Raw genomic sequence first — 14,343 nt, 5'->3', positions numbered from 1 at the left:
AAATGGCCGTCAGAAACGGAAATTGCTTTCCAGGCCCAGCATGGTGATCGTCTTGGCCGGGCCGGTGTCGCGAATGAAGGCACCGGGCGCGAAGGCGGATAAGGAGGCGGACAATTCCAATTCGGCGCTGGCCTGCCAGGCGATCGTCGCCTCGGCTTCCTTGCCGATGAAGCGCGCGTCGCTGTCGCCCGGCGCGCGGATCAGATTGCCGGGAATGTCATAGACGCCATCCCCGGTGGAGTAGCGCCAATAGGCCATGCCGGCGACGCTGGCAGAAACGTCCCTGCCCAGATTGGCGCTGACCCGCGGATTGAGGCTGATGATGTTGGTCGGGCCGACAGGCGACAATTCGCCGAAATATTTTCCCTTCGGGAACAGCGCGTTGAAGGTACCGAGGCGACCATCATCCGCCTTCCTGTCGCCGCTGACGACATTGAAGCGGAGTGTCGCGTCCGGCGTCATGGGCAAGGCGGGAAAGGTGCGGCCGATTTCGGTGCCCAGCGTCCAGGCGGCGATCCGCTGGCCGTCATAGTCGCCGAACTGATAGACACCCTCGACATTCCAGTGCCAGTTCGCGCGTGCGCCATGACTGCGCAGCCCCAGGCTGTGCCGCACTTCCCGCCCCTCATTTCCGCCGAACCGGGCCGCGCGGTTGCGGTAGCCCAGATAGTAAAGGTCGAGTTCGGGCAGGGTCGCGTAGGCGCCCCACAGGGCCTTGGTGTCGGACGTCGCATCGTCGAAATTGTGGAGGCCGGGTTGCACGGGCTTCACCGCCAGCAGGCTGACGGTCGCCTTGCCGATCCGCATGTCTGCCCGGGCGCCATCAAAGGCCAGCGGCACATTAGGGCCATAGCGCGTGCCCACCAGCCGTTCGGTGCCGAGCGACAGCATCTGCCGCCCGGCGCGCAGCGTGACCGCACCAAGCTTGGCCTCTGCAAAGCCCTGCAACAGATCGATGCGGCTCTGATCCACCGGACCGGCCGACGGCGCGACGCCGACGGCATAGGCAAGCATCGGCTGAACAAAAGCGCGGACCTTGCCGACGTGCAAATCGGCATAGGGCAGCGCCCGCAGCCAGAGATAGGCGTCGTCGGGCGCCTGTGCCCCGCCCCAGAGATTGTCGTCATAGCTTTCGACCCGGGCGCGCAGCTCGAAGCCGGTCGATAACCAGCTATCGTCGCCCAGCGGAATATATTTGAGCGGACCAGTCCAGTGATGCGCCCGTTTCTCGGCATCGGCCAAGTCGGACCAGTCCTCGTCATAGCGGGTGATGCTGAGCGTCGGCGCCTGCCATGCCTCGCGCTGCTGGGCAGCGGCCGGAACCGGCAGCGCCAGCAGCGCGAAGAAGGGCAGCCAAAGCTTAGGCATTGGCCTCACGCCGCTGCGCGATCATGGCGATCGCGATGAAACCGCCGATCAGGCCGATATGCTCGAAAAAGGCGTTGGTCGCCATGAAACGGTCCTGCCCGGCCGGCATCGCCCAGAAGGCGTTGGCGGTAAAGGCGGCCAGCAGGGTGAAGACGCCCAGCATCCCCGCCCCCAGCCAGACCAGACGGCCGGTCAGGATCAGCACGGGGCCGATCAGTTCCAGCGCGATCGTCAGCCCCGCCCAGAAGGCCGGCGGGCTCATGCCAAAATGCGCCTGTTCGGCAACGGCACCCTGCCAGTCGGTCAGCTTGACGATGCCACCCAACAGATAGGCGCTGGTCAGCGCCAGCCGCGCGAGGAGCCAGGTCGGCCGCCATTCCAAGATGGCGGAGACAAAGGAAGGTCTATTGATCATGCCTCTCACTCCCCAGCGACACTGTGAACTTCGGCGATATAGCCGCCTGGGAAACGCACGATCGCGGCCTGGCGATCGCCCTCGGCATGGGCCGGGACCAGCATCTCGACACCGGCCGCCTTCGCCTTGTCCAGCGTGACGGACAGGTCGGACACTGCATAGCCGGTCATGTCGCGGCCATAGGGCCAGGGCAATTGCCCGTCCGAAACGATCACGCTCATCTTGCCATAGCCCGACGTCAGGCGGACCCGCCGATAGGTCTTGCCCGGCTGGCCGATCTCTGCGCCCGGTGCAGCCTTGTCATCGGACGTCACCCTGGCATGGGCAAAACCGGTCCACTGCTTGATGAAGGTGTCGGCTGCATCGGCAGTCAGGTAGACACGGTTTTCCGGCACGGTGGCCAAGGCCGGATAGCTGGGCTTGGTGGTGTGCCAATAGAGTTGCATGTTCACGCCGCCGGCCCATTGCACCACGACGTCGCGACCAATCGGATCGGGAAAGGTCGTGATCAGGCGGGTCGCGCCAAGCTTGACCGCCGATGCGACCGCCCCGTCCATGTCACTGACAAGATAGCCGGTCCGCTCCGCACCGAAGGGATAGGGGACCGGCGTCAGGAAACCGAAGACGGAGATGGTGCCGGCCGGCGTCAGCGCGAGTTGCGACTTGGTCCTACTGGCGGTCGGCGTGACCTGAAACTCACCCTGCTTGCTGGTGGTGCCGCCAAAGGTCGCGGTGAAGCTGGCAACGAAGCGATCGAAATCCTCCGGTGCGACATAGACATGGGTGGTGTCATATTGCGGGCCGACGGAATAGTCGGCAGTCGTGGGTGCGGGGCCTTTCGCAGGCGCGACGGCAGGGCTGATGGCGACCAGGGCGGTCGCCACCATCAGGGTGAAACGCTTCATGTCTGTTGCTCCGGTTGGAGAGAGCGAACCCTCTCGATCGATGTGGCAAGACCTGTCTAGGCAGAGGTCGAAAGACTAGCGATCCGAATAATATCGGTGGTTATGTTCGATATTATAGAATGAAGAATATCAGACTGCCCAACATCCGCAGCCCAGCGTGCCCCAGAAACTCTGGACATCGGCCGCAGGCACATTGGCACCCAGCGCGGCGGCATGATCATGGCCATGCACGCCACAGGCCGAATGGCAGCCGCAGGCCGAGGCGAGCTTCTTGGCAGTCTCGTCCCGGCGATAATAGCCGCCAAATGTCGCGACCGGCGACCAGTCCGGCATCGCCTTGGGCGGGACCGGCGCCAGCGGGCCATAATCGCCCTCGCCATAGACGATCTTGCCGCCCAGCATGGTCAGGACTGAACGAAGATGGGCGATCTCGTCCTCGGGCACGGAGAAATAGTCGTCCGACAGCAGGGCAAAGTCGGCCAGTTGCCCGGCCTTGATCTGCCCCTTCTTGCCGACCTCGTTCGAGAACCAGGTGTTCTTCTCGGTCCACAGGCGCAGCGCCGTCTCGCGATCCAGCCGGTTGCGAACCGGGTAGAGGGCCAGCCCACCAACCGTCTTCGACGTGACCAGCCAGGATAGCGATACCCAAGGATTATAGCTCGCCACCCGCGTCGCATCCGTACCAGCGCCCACGGGCAGGCCGGCCGCCATCATCCGCTTGATCGGCGGTGTCGACTCGGCCGCTTTGGCACCATAGCGTTCGACGAAATATTCACCCTGGAAAGCCATGCGATGCTGCACGGCAATGCCGCCGCCCAGCGCCGCGATCCGGTCGATATTGCGCTCGCTGATCGTCTCGGCATGGTCGAAGAACCAGTTCAGGCCCTGCAAGGGGATGTCGCGATTGACCTTCTCGAACACGTCGAGGGCGCGGCCGATCGTCTGGTCATAGGTGGCGTGCATCCGCCAGGGCCAGCGGCGTTCGGCGAGCAGGCGGATGACCGGTTCCAGATCGCCTTCCATCTGCGGCGGCATGTCGGGACGGGCGACGCGGAAATCCTCGAAGTCGGCGGCCGAATAGACCAGCATCTCGCCCGCGCCATTGTGGCGGTAGCTGTCATCGCCGTCGCCCGGCTTGATCTTGGTCGACCAGGTGGCGAAGTCCTTCAGCTCTTCCTTGGGCTTCTGGGTGAAGAGATTATAGGCGATGCGCAGCGTCAGCTCGCCATCCTTGTGCAGCTTGTCGATGATCTCATAATCGTCCGGATAATTTTGCGACCCGCCGCCTGCGTCGATCACGCTGGTGACGCCGAGCGAATTCAGCTCGCGCATGAAATGCTTCGTGCTGTTCAGCTGATATTCCGGCAGCAGCTTCGGCCCCTTGGCCAGCGTCGCATAGAGGATCGTCGCATTGGGCTGGGCCAGCAGCAGACCGGTCGGGTTGCCTTGCGCATCGCGGACAATCTCGCCGCCCGGCGGATTGGGCGTGTCCCTGGTATAGCCGACCGCCCGCAGCGCAGCAGCGTTCAGCAGAGCGCGGTCATAAAGGTGCAGGATGAAGACCGGGGTTTCCGGCGCAACCGCATTGATCTCGTCGATCGTGGGCAAGCGCTTTTCGGCGAACTGATGCTCGGTGAAGCCGCCGACGACACGCACCCATTGCGGCGGCGGCGTATTTTCGGCCTGGCGCTTCAGCATCGCCATCGCCTCCGCCAGGCTCGGCACGCCTTCCCAGCGCAATTCCATATTGTAATTGAGCCCGCCGCGGATGACATGGATGTGGCTGTCAATCAGGCCCGGGATCAGGCGGCGTCGCTGGGCATCGATGACGATCGCGTCACTGCCCGCGACGGCGCGGACCTCGCCCTCGGTCCCGACCGCCAGAAACTTTCCGTCGCGGATCGCGACCGTATCGGCCACCGGATTTTCCCGGTCCAGCGTCGTGACCTTGGCATTGGTGATGAGGATATCCTTGCGGGTCATGGCGAAGCTTTCGGTGGCGGTGAGAAAGGCGGTGGTGGCAGCGCTGGCGAGCGCCTGACGACGGTTAATCATGCGTCCTGCTTTCGGTTTGTCGGCAATTGCCCGAGTATATGATGGGCGCAGTCGGTGGTAACGAAGGTGGCCAGTTCCTTGCGATCGAACAGACGCTTGGCGACCGGGACGATCTGTTCGCCGACCAGTATCCCGGCCAGCCCGATCAGGGCGATGACCGGCGGGGCGGGAGAACGGACACCAAGCAGGCTGTAGACGATGCCGACCAGCAGACCTGCGCCCAGCGAGAGAAGATAGGCTTTCATGGGTCCGTTCTCCCCTGTTTCGATCAGGCCTGGATGAAGGCGAGGATGTCGGCGTTCAGCACATCGGCATTCACCGTCAGCATGCCATGCGAATAACCTTCATAGATTTTGAGCGTCGCGTTCGGCAGGATTTCAGCCTGGAGGACGCCGGCATTCTTGTAGGGCACGACCTGATCATCGTCGCCATGCAGAACCAGCGTCGGCACAGTGATCGCGGCAAGATCGTCGGTCTGATCGGTTTCCGAGAAAGCCTTGATCCCCTCATAATGGGCAAGGGCGCTGCCCATCATGCCCTGGCGCCACCAATTGTCGATGACGGCAGGCTTCACATCGGCACCGTCACGATTATAGCCATAGAAGGGGCCGGCGGCGACATCGTGGAAGAATTGCGCGCGATTGGCGGCCAGGCCAGAGCGAAGACCGTCAAACACCTCGATCGGCAGGCCACCCGGATAGCGATCGATCTTCAGCATGATCGGCGGAACGGAACTGACCAGCACCGCCTTGGCGACCCGGCCCTGCGGCAGGCCATGGCGGGCAACATAGGCGGCCACTTCGCCACCACCGGTCGAATGGCCGATATGGATGGCATTGCCCAGATCCAGTTGCTCGGCGACGGCAGCGGCATCGGCGGCATAATGATCCATGTCATGACCGAAATCGACCTGGGCGGAACGGCCATGGCCACGACGGTCATGGGCGATGACGCGATAGCCCTTCGCCAGGAAGAACAGCATCTGCGCATCCCAGTCGTCCGACGAGAGCGGCCAGCCATGATGGAACATGATCGGCTGGGCATCCTTGCTGCCCCAATCCTTGTAGAAGATCTGGACGCCGTCCTTGGTGGTGACGAAATTGGTCATGGGAAATCCTTTCGGAGAGAATATCGGGGGAGAAGGATGGCCGGGCGAAGGGAGGAAACGCCCGGCCAAGGGGTATTTAGTGTCCGCCTTCGGAGGCGTTGAACATGGCCTTGGCGTAGGTGATGCCCAGCCCATAGGCGCCCCCCCATTTGCGGGCGATGCCGGTGGTCATGTCGTAGGTTTCGGTGCGTGCCCAATCGCGCTGCAGTTCCAGCAGATATTGCAGCGCGGTGACCGGCTTGGCGCCGGCTTGAATCATCCGCTCGACGGCTCGCTCATGGGCTTCCTCGCTGATGTCGCCGCTCGCGTCGGTGATGACATAGACTTCGAACCCCTGTTCGATCGCCGAGAGGACCGGGCCGACGATGCAGACGCTGGTCCACAGGCCGGCAAAGACCAGGCGCTCCTTGCCGATGCGGTTCACTTCCTCGATCACGGCTGCATCTTCCCAGGTGTTCATCGAGGTGCGGTCGAGCATCGGCTGATTGTCGAAGGCTTCGGTAATTTCGCTGAACATCGGGCCGGAGAAGCTCTTTTCGGCGACGGTGGTGAGGATGGTGGGGACCTTGAAACCAGCGGCGGCATTGGACACCAGCGCGGCATTGTTGCGCAGCAATTCCGGCGCGATCGACTTGGTGGCGAAGGCCATCTGCGACTGAAAATCGATGAGGACAAGCGCATGGTTGCTGGGGTTCAGCAGGGCCTTGGCGGGGGTCGGGGTGGCGGTGATCGACATGGTTGAAACTCCTTCCTGAAACTCTGTGGCGCCCGGTGCGTCTGGGCTGAAAACAGGTCTATGGCGAAGCATCTTTGCGAAACAGGCGCATAAAATTATCTAGAATGTTCTAATTTTTAGAAATGTTCAGACGAGAGGAGAATTGGCTCTTCTTGCGGAGTCGGGGGCGAGCAGGATAGCGATATCAATATGGCAACGGGCATCAAGCAGGGGAAAATCATGAGGCGCATCCGCCAGATTGGCGCCTCCATCACCCTACTGTTTTTGTTACCAAGCAGCAGCCATGGCAAAGCACCCTATGGGCGTAACAATGGTTACAGTTTTGCGCCCTTCGCCCAGATTCATCTTTATCGGCCCGCCAGCGATCCTAAGGGGGCCGTTCTGCTCTTGTCCGACCATGACGGCTGGACCCAAGACGAAACAGAACTGGCACAGAGCCTCACCGATCACGGCCTGCTGGTAGCGGGCGCGTCGGCACCGGCCTTGATCCATGGCCTGGAAAAGGCACCGGGCAAATGCATCAATCCCAATTATGCGCTGATTGCCCTGGCGCGAGACATCCAGCATCGCGCAGGCGTCGTGCGCTATCGGCAACCCGTGCTCATCGGCTATGGCGCTGGCGCGACTTTGGCCTTTGGCGCGCTCGCCCAATGGCCCGACGCCAGCTATCAGGGCGTGATATCGATCAACCCGACGTCGAGCGTCACTGGGCACAAGCCCTGGTGCGCGGCTCCCGGTTTTGCGACCGGGCATGTTACAAAACCTCAACCGGGATGGCGCTTCGCCCCCAACCCGCGCAACCGCGTTGGGTGGATCATATTGCAGCAAGCCGACGTCAGTAGAATCGCGCCCAAACCCCTGCTGCGCTTCGCCTCTTCCGTCCCCGGCGCGCGCCTTATCCAATTGCCCCGTTCCAGCAATACACAAGACGGTATGGTTCAGTTGCGTAATCAATTGAGCAACGCCGCCCTCTCTCTCCTGCCAACCCCAACACCATCCCCACCGCCCGGCCAGATCCCGCTGCCCGACATGCCGCTGACCCTGGTCCCGGCAACGGGTCATGGACCGCAAGACCTGATGGCCATCGCCTATTCCGGTGATGGCGGCTGGGTTGGCATCGACCGAGACATCGCGGCCCAGATCGCCGCAGCCGGCATTCCGGTCGTGGGCGTCGACAGCCTTTCCTATTTCTGGACCGCCCGCACGCCGCAAGGCGCTGGCCATGATCTGGCACAATTGATCCATGGCTTTGGCGAGCGCTGGCACAAGAAGCGCGTGCTGCTGATCGGCTATAGTTTCGGCGCAGACGTGCTGCCGCACATGATCGACACGCTAGATGCCCAGACGCGCAGCCGGATCGCCAGCGTCTCGCTGCTGGGCCTCAGCGCCAGCGCCGACTTTCAATTCCACCTGTCGTCATGGCTGGACATCGCATCGGACGAGGCGCTGTCGACGATCCCCGCCATTCAGCGCATTCAAGGCATCCCGTTGCGCTGCGTGCGCGGACAGATCGAGCAAGGCAGCGCATGCACAGCGATCCCGCGCGGTCATGCCGATCAGTTCCTCGTTCCCGGCGACCATCATTTCAACCGGAACGCCGCGCTGCTGGCGCGCATCATCCTGGGCGAGCGCAAGCCGGGCTTGGTCATTCACTAACGGCAGACATCCTGCAGCGGCACGATGATAGCGCTACCGAAAACCATTGCCTCGGCGAGATAATCGCGCCAGAACGGACGATAAGAAACAGAGGTTCGGCGTCGTTGCGAACGACTTCACTCGATCCATCTGGGAGGGAGAGGCAAGTGGTATCGAAAATGCGCGCGCATTATGTCGGATTGGTCGGAAGCGCGGTTGCCTTTGCTTCTGTCCTATCGTCGGCCAGTGCCGCTGACGCAGAATATAGCAATCCCATCCTCTACGCCGATTATTCCGATCCCGACGTCCTTCGCGTCGGACAGGATTATTATATGGTGGCGTCGAGCTTCCATTTCTCGCCCGGCATCCCGATCCTCCATTCCCGCGATCTGGTCCACTGGTCGAACCTTGGCCATGTGCTGCCGCGCCTGCCCTTCGCGCCCGAATATGACATGCCCGGCCCCCACAGCCTGACCGACGCAATTTCCAAGCCGATCGGCGGCACCCGCTATGCCGGCGGTGTCTGGGCACCCTCGATCCGCCATCATGCCGGCCTGTTCTACGTCTATTGGGCGACGCCGGACGAAGGCATCTTCATGGCAACCGCCAGCAAGGCGGAAGGCCCCTGGAGCGCGCCGGTCAAGGTGATCGACCAGCCGATGCTGGAAGATCCCTGCCCCTTCTGGGACGATGATGGCCAGGCCTGGCTGGTGCATTCCCGCCATGGTGCCGGGCCTTTGATCCTCCATCGCATGAGCGCGGACGGCAAGATCGTGCTCGATGCCGGAACGGTGATCGTCGAGGACAAGCAGAAACTGCCGATCCTGGAAGGCCCCAAATTCTACAAGCGCAACGGCTATTATTACATCTTCGCGCCCTATGGCGGCGTGGAGAAGGGCGCGCAGGTCGCCCTGCGCGCGCGCGACATTCGTGGCCCCTATGAAGCGAAAACCGTGCTGGCCCAGGGCAGCAGCGCGCTGCAAGGGCCGCATCAGGGCGGTTGGATCGAAACACCGTCGGGCCAGGGCTGGTTCATCCACTTCAACAGTAGCGGCGCCTTTGGCCGCATCACCTATCTGGAACCGCTCAAATGGGTCGATGACTGGCCGGTGATCGGCGACCTGCGCCCTGGCAGTGATGTCGGCCAGCCGGTCGAACGCCATGCCATGCCGGACACGGGATCGCCCCCAACGAAGGATCGGCTCCAGGACACGGATGCTTTCGGCAGCGCGAAACTGGGGCCACAATGGGAATGGAACCATAACCCGGACGACCGTGCCTGGAGCCTCACCGCACGCTCCGGTTTCCTGCGACTCCACGCCCTGCCCGCCGACCATCTGGTAACCGCCCGCAACACGCTGACCCAGATATTACAAGGACCGAGCAGCCGGATCACGACCCGGATCGAGATCAGCCGGATGACCGATGGCCAGCGGGCGGGGCTTACCCTGTTCGGCGTAAAGCCAAGCTGGATCGGCATCGTCCGGCAGAGTGGAAAGACATACCTGGCCCTGGCGTCGGCCGGGGATGAAACCACCGGCCCTGTCCTCACCGGTTCATCCATCGAATTGCGAGCGGACGTCGGCGCAGACCAGACAGTCCGCTACAGCTATAGTCTCGACGGCCGCGCCTTCCAGCCGTTCGGCGATGCCATTGGCCTTGCCCGCTTTTCCTGGTGGAAAGGATCACGGCCGGGCCTGTTCACCTTCACCCGCGGCGGCGCGGGTGGATCAATCGACGTGGATTGGGTCCGGGTCGATCATCCCGCGCCGGTCGCGCCTTAAAGCCAGCTCTCAGGGGATATAAATGGATCGACGTTCTTTCCTGCTCACCGCCGCGGGCGGCCTTGCCAGCGCTGGCGCAAGTCGGATGGCCTATGCCGAACCGGCCGCTGAAGCGCCGCGCTTCAACACCGCCAACCATCTTTGGCAGGCGGCCTATGACAAGGCGCTGGCGGTATTGGCCGCCAATGTCCAGATCATGCCCTATGTCAGCAAGCCGGTACTGATCGAAGGCGCCGTCTATCAGGGCATCTGGCAGGAATGCGGCCCCCACGAGGCGCTGGTCTATCGCAAATTCCGACCGGACGTGGCCCGTAACAGCCATATGACGTTCTTCGAATTGCAGCGGGCGGACGGCCAGTTGCCCGCCAACAACAAGATCATCGAAACCGGCTTTGGCCAGATCCAGATGGTCGTGCCGATCGCCGCCACCGCCTGGGAACTGGCGCGGGCAACCGAAGACAGCGCGCTGCTGGAGGTCGCCTATCGCGCCTGTTCCGCCTGGGACGGCTGGCTGATGCGCTATCGCAACACGCGCAGCACCGGACTGGTCGAAGGATTTTGCACCTATGATACCGGCCATGACAACAGCCCGCGCTGGGCCGGCATGCCCAACCAGTGTCCGAACAAGGACGCCCGCACCCATCACCCCATCGCCACCCTGCCCCGCCTGTGCCCGGACCTGTCCGCAACAGTCTATGGTGGCCGCAGGGCCTTGGCCGAAATGGCAACGGCTCTTGGCAAGACCAGCGAGGCCGATCGCTGGACCGCGCAGGCCGAGCATATTCGCGGACTGATCCTCTCCAAACTCTATGTGCCGGAAGATGCGGCCTTCTACGATCTGGACGCGAAGGGCGATTTCGTGCGCGTGCGCTCCGACATTCTCTCGCGCGTCTGTGGCGAACATGTGCCCGATCAGGCGCTGTTCGACACGCTCTGGACCCGGCAACTGCATAATCCGGCCGCCTTCTGGGCGCCCTATCCGCTAACGTCGGTGGCGATGGACGATCCTGCCTTTGTCGGATCGATCCCCGCCAATAGCTGGGGCGGCGCCACCCAGGCGCTAACGGCATTGCGCGCCGGCCGCTGGTTCGACCATTATGGCCGCGCCGCCGAGTTCAGCCAGATGATGAATCCCTGGTGCGCAGCACTGATCCGCGACATGACCTTCCGCCAGCAGATGGACCCGCGCACCGGCGCCTTCACTCATGCCGAGGCCGCCGGCTATTCCCCCGCCGCGCTGGTGATGGTCGATTATAGCTGGCGGCTTGTCGGCGTCTGCGAGGAAGCCGACGACCTGCACTGGAATGTCCGCCCAGGCCATGAGGCGGCGCAGGCCACCCATTTGTCGATGGCGACCGATGCGGGCCGCAGCGCCGTCATGGCCTATCGCGCGAACGGTGCAGACCTCGGTCTTTCGGGGACACCCATCGGCCGGATCGAGGGCGGGGCAGCGCGCCTCGTCACCAACAAGCAAGGCAAGCCACGCCATCTGATCGGTATCGAACCGCAGGCTCAGACGATCCGCCTGCGCCTGGCTGGACAGCCCGCCCGCCAACTGACCCTGCACGCCAATGAACGGGTGACGCTGTGAACCGGGTGATCGACCGCCGCAGCCTGATCGCGGGCGCCGCGGCCCTGGCCCTGCCGTTTCCTGCCTGGGCACGATCGGCAAACTCCCTCGCTACGCTGGGCGCCGCCAAGGGCATCCGCTTCGGCAGCACGGTCGGCAAGGATAATTTCGCCGACCCCGGCTATCGCGCGCTCAATGCCGCGCAATGCGCGCTGGTCGTGCCGGAAAATGAAATGAAATGGTCGATCACGCGCCCCGATGCGCAGCACTTCGACTTTCGCGCCGCCGACCGGATCGTCGATTGGGCGGGTGCCAACGACCTCAGCGTGCGCGGTCACACCTTGTTGTGGCACAGCGAGCGATGGATGCCGCAATGGGTGACGGAGCATGATTATGGAACCAATCCGAGGGCGGAGGCGGAGCGACTGCTGACCGATCATGTCGCCACGGTCGCCGGCCGCTATGCCGACCGGATCGACAGTTTCGATGTCGTCAACGAAGCGATCGATTCCGAAACCGGCGCGCTGCGCGACACCGCTTTGTCCCGGCATATCGGCGCGTTCGAAACCATCGACATCGCCTTTCGCACCGCACGCGCGGCAGCACCCAAGGCCCAATTGGTCTATAATGACTATATGGGCTGGCGCGCCGATGAGGGGCTGCACCGGGATGCGGTGCTGCGCCTGCTGGAACAGATGCGCAAGCGTGGCACGCCCGTCGATGCCCTCGGCATACAGAGCCATCTCGGCAGCAAGTTCAGCGACACGCCGACGGGGCTGGGATCGTTGGATGAACCCGCCTTCCGCCGCTTCCTGGATCAGGTCACCGGCATGGGCCTTGACCTGCTGGTCACGGAAATGGACGTGCATGACAATCCGCTGCCCGGCGCCATCGGTCCGCGCGACGCGCAGGTCGCCGCCCATGCCAAGGCCTATCTCGACCTGATGCTATCCTATCCCCAGACGAAGACGGTGATGTGCTGGGGCCTGTCCGACCGCTATAGCTGGCTCAGCGGCATGCGGCTGCGGCCCGACGGCATGGCCAAGCGGCCCTGCCCCTTCGATGCCGACTTCCGCCCCAAGCCCTTCCGCGATGCGATCGCGGCGGCCTTCGCCGCCGCACCGGACCGCAGAAGCTAAAAGTCGCCGGACAGTGGGCCGTCGCTCCGGCGGTCCGCGATCCAACGCGCACCACTGCTGCGGAAGCCGGTGACCCGGTCAAGCGACCAGGTCGTGCCACGTGGCGCGCGCAGGCCGATGAAATCGGCATCCTGCACATCCTCCAGCCGGAAGGCCGCGCGCGGATCGGGCGCGGCCACGGCCACCTCGACATTGCTGAAGCGGATATTGCGCGCGTGGCGGACGAAGAAGCCGGTGGCGGGCAGATCGCCGAACATCGTCGCTTCGGGATAGGCCAGTTCGGCCTCGGGCGGGCGCACCTTGGCCATCGCCGCCGGCGCACCACCGACATGCTGAAAATGGCAGTCGGCAATCGAGACATCCTCGATCGGGTGATCAATCAGCCCCGCAATCACCGATGGCAGCATATTGGCGCCCGAACTCACCACATTCTGGATCAGGATGCGCTTCATCGTGCCGATCGGCACGCCCGCAGGCCCGCGCATCCGCTTGCCCAGCCGCAGGAAGAGCGGCGCGTCGATGATGCCCCGCATGGTGATGTTGCTGACCGTCACATCCTCGACCACCGCGCCATCGACCGTCTCGAACGCCAGCCCCCGGCTATCCTCGAAGATGCAGTTGCTGATGGTGATGTTGCGGAAGCCACCATTGGATTCGGTACCGAACTTGATGCGTCCGTGGATCTTGGGCGCGAAGGATGGCGGCATCTTGCGCCAGCGACCATCCAGCACCGACCCGACTTCATAATTTCCGGTGACGAAACAGTCGGAAATGGTGAGATTTTCGGTAATGCGGGGATAGCCCAGCGCATAGCTGCTCTTGGGGCAAATGCCGTCGTCCCAGGGCGAATTGACGGTGCAATTGCTGATCCGCACATTGCGGCAGCAGTCAATGTCGAAGCCGTCGCGGTTGGTGTCCACCAGCACATTGTCGATGGTGAGATTATCGACTCCGGTGGCGAGCAGCGCGAACCAGCCTCCCTCCAATATCTTGATATCGCGCAGCAGGACGTTGCGACAATTTTTGAGCGCGATCGCCTTGTTGCCGGTGCCAGGACCGGTCGGATCCTTCAGCCAATTATCCTTGCCGTCGCCCCGGCCCAAGCCCTTGCCCCAGATCAGCCCCGGACCAAGGATGGCGATGTCGTTCAGCCCCTCGCCCCAGATCAGGCTGTTGCGCCAATGGCTATGTCCGAAATCCTGATAAGCACCCCACTCCCCGATCGGTTCGGCATGGTCATAGCCTTGCGTGTCGGTCGGGGCGGCCGCCAGCAGGACGGCGCCATCCGCCAGGAACAGCGTGACCCGGCTCTTCATCCGGATCGTGTAGCTGGCATAGGAACCGGCGGGAAAATAGACGGTTCCGCCGCCCAGCCCGGCGACATGATCGATCGCCTTGTTGATCGCGCCGCTGTCGATCGCCGTGCCATTGCCCTTGGCGCCGAACTGACGCACATCGACGATCCCGCCAAAAATACCGGCAGCCGATCGCAAGCTCGCACCGGAGGCCGCAAAAGCCGGTTGCGCGATCCCGGCCATGCCTGCCCATGCGCCGCCTTGCAGGAAGCTTCGCCGGTCAAAACCCATCATCTGTCCCCTTGTCATGATGAAGGCGGGAGCGACCTTGCC

Annotated in this window: 12 protein-coding genes; 4 read left to right on the top strand and 8 right to left on the bottom strand. The window is 63.2% G+C overall.

Going from position 1 to position 14,343, the window contains the following annotated elements:
* Nucleotides 1–9: 9 nt before the first annotated feature.
* From GGQ90_RS10725 to GGQ90_RS10695, 7 genes are all read right to left on the bottom strand, one after another.
* On the bottom strand, nucleotides 10–1,368 hold the full coding sequence (locus GGQ90_RS10725) for an alginate export family protein (protein ID WP_188082157.1): 1,359 nt from the start codon (nucleotides 1,366–1,368) through the stop codon (nucleotides 10–12).
* Entirely contained in the window at nucleotides 1,361–1,783 is a 423-nt protein-coding gene (locus GGQ90_RS10720; RefSeq protein ID WP_188082156.1) for a DoxX family protein, read from the bottom strand. The genes GGQ90_RS10725 and GGQ90_RS10720 overlap by 8 nt, the downstream gene beginning before the upstream one ends.
* Nucleotides 1,784–1,788: 5 nt before the next feature.
* The gene (locus GGQ90_RS10715) at nucleotides 1,789–2,688 is read right to left on the bottom strand and encodes a glyoxalase (protein WP_188082155.1); all 900 of its coding nucleotides are present in this window, start codon (nucleotides 2,686–2,688) and stop codon (nucleotides 1,789–1,791) included.
* A 129-nt stretch (nucleotides 2,689–2,817) separates the two neighbouring features.
* Nucleotides 2,818–4,743, bottom strand: coding sequence for an amidohydrolase (locus tag GGQ90_RS10710; protein ID WP_188082154.1), 1,926 nt, complete (start codon nucleotides 4,741–4,743; stop codon nucleotides 2,818–2,820).
* A complete protein-coding gene (locus GGQ90_RS10705; RefSeq protein WP_188082153.1) occupies nucleotides 4,740–4,988 on the bottom strand; it encodes a XapX domain-containing protein in 249 nt (82 codons plus the stop codon). The genes GGQ90_RS10710 and GGQ90_RS10705 overlap by 4 nt, the downstream gene beginning before the upstream one ends.
* 23 nt (nucleotides 4,989–5,011) lie before the next feature.
* Nucleotides 5,012–5,851: an alpha/beta fold hydrolase gene (locus GGQ90_RS10700; RefSeq protein ID WP_188082152.1), complete on the bottom strand. Its 840-nt coding sequence runs from the start codon at nucleotides 5,849–5,851 to the stop codon at nucleotides 5,012–5,014.
* Between the two features lie 76 nt (nucleotides 5,852–5,927).
* Complete coding sequence (locus GGQ90_RS10695; protein WP_188082151.1) at nucleotides 5,928–6,587, bottom strand: hydrolase; 660 nt, start codon at nucleotides 6,585–6,587, stop codon at nucleotides 5,928–5,930.
* 219 nt (nucleotides 6,588–6,806) lie between these two features.
* Between GGQ90_RS10695 and GGQ90_RS10690 the strand changes: the two genes are divergently transcribed.
* The 4 genes from GGQ90_RS10690 to GGQ90_RS10675 all read left to right on the top strand — a co-directional run bounded on the left by GGQ90_RS10690 (nucleotide 6,807) and on the right by GGQ90_RS10675 (nucleotide 12,715).
* Nucleotides 6,807–8,243: a virulence factor family protein gene (locus GGQ90_RS10690; protein ID WP_188082150.1), complete on the top strand. Its 1,437-nt coding sequence runs from the start codon at nucleotides 6,807–6,809 to the stop codon at nucleotides 8,241–8,243.
* 146 nt (nucleotides 8,244–8,389) lie between these two features.
* A complete protein-coding gene (locus GGQ90_RS10685) occupies nucleotides 8,390–10,006 on the top strand; it encodes a glycoside hydrolase family 43 protein (RefSeq protein ID WP_343053682.1) in 1,617 nt (538 codons plus the stop codon).
* 22 nt (nucleotides 10,007–10,028) lie between these two features.
* Complete coding sequence (locus GGQ90_RS10680; protein ID WP_188082149.1) at nucleotides 10,029–11,597, top strand: MGH1-like glycoside hydrolase domain-containing protein; 1,569 nt, start codon at nucleotides 10,029–10,031, stop codon at nucleotides 11,595–11,597.
* Entirely contained in the window at nucleotides 11,594–12,715 is a 1,122-nt protein-coding gene (locus tag GGQ90_RS10675; protein ID WP_188082148.1) for an endo-1,4-beta-xylanase, read from the top strand. Before GGQ90_RS10680 ends, GGQ90_RS10675 begins: the two co-directional genes overlap by 4 nt.
* Here the strand turns inward: GGQ90_RS10675 and GGQ90_RS10670 are convergent.
* On the bottom strand, nucleotides 12,712–14,301 hold the full coding sequence (locus GGQ90_RS10670) for a rhamnogalacturonidase (protein ID WP_188082334.1): 1,590 nt from the start codon (nucleotides 14,299–14,301) through the stop codon (nucleotides 12,712–12,714). The genes GGQ90_RS10675 and GGQ90_RS10670 overlap by 4 nt on opposite strands.
* Between the last annotated feature and the right edge of the window lie 42 nt (nucleotides 14,302–14,343).

This window comes from Sphingobium scionense (assembly GCF_014197035.1).
Lineage (GTDB): Bacteria > Pseudomonadota > Alphaproteobacteria > Sphingomonadales > Sphingomonadaceae > Sphingobium > Sphingobium scionense.
Note: the sequence above shows the minus strand (reverse complement) of the source record. Positions and strands in the feature narration are given on the sequence as shown.

Excerpts from the sequence above, each read along its gene's own strand:
- GGQ90_RS10725 (WP_188082157.1), bottom strand. The coding sequence starts at position 1,368 with ATGCCTAAGCTTTGGCTGCCCTTCTTCGCGCTGCTGGCGCTGCCGGTT.
- GGQ90_RS10720 (WP_188082156.1), bottom strand. The coding sequence starts at position 1,783 with ATGATCAATAGACCTTCCTTTGTCTCCGCCATCTTGGAATGGCGGCCG.
- GGQ90_RS10715 (WP_188082155.1), bottom strand. The coding sequence starts at position 2,688 with ATGAAGCGTTTCACCCTGATGGTGGCGACCGCCCTGGTCGCCATCAGC.
- GGQ90_RS10710 (WP_188082154.1), bottom strand. The coding sequence starts at position 4,743 with ATGATTAACCGTCGTCAGGCGCTCGCCAGCGCTGCCACCACCGCCTTT.
- GGQ90_RS10705 (WP_188082153.1), bottom strand. The coding sequence starts at position 4,988 with ATGAAAGCCTATCTTCTCTCGCTGGGCGCAGGTCTGCTGGTCGGCATC.
- GGQ90_RS10700 (WP_188082152.1), bottom strand. The coding sequence starts at position 5,851 with ATGACCAATTTCGTCACCACCAAGGACGGCGTCCAGATCTTCTACAAG.
- GGQ90_RS10695 (WP_188082151.1), bottom strand. The coding sequence starts at position 6,587 with ATGTCGATCACCGCCACCCCGACCCCCGCCAAGGCCCTGCTGAACCCC.
- GGQ90_RS10690 (WP_188082150.1), top strand. The coding sequence starts at position 6,807 with ATGAGGCGCATCCGCCAGATTGGCGCCTCCATCACCCTACTGTTTTTG.
- GGQ90_RS10680 (WP_188082149.1), top strand. The coding sequence starts at position 10,029 with ATGGATCGACGTTCTTTCCTGCTCACCGCCGCGGGCGGCCTTGCCAGC.
- GGQ90_RS10670 (WP_188082334.1), bottom strand. The coding sequence starts at position 14,301 with ATGGGTTTTGACCGGCGAAGCTTCCTGCAAGGCGGCGCATGGGCAGGC.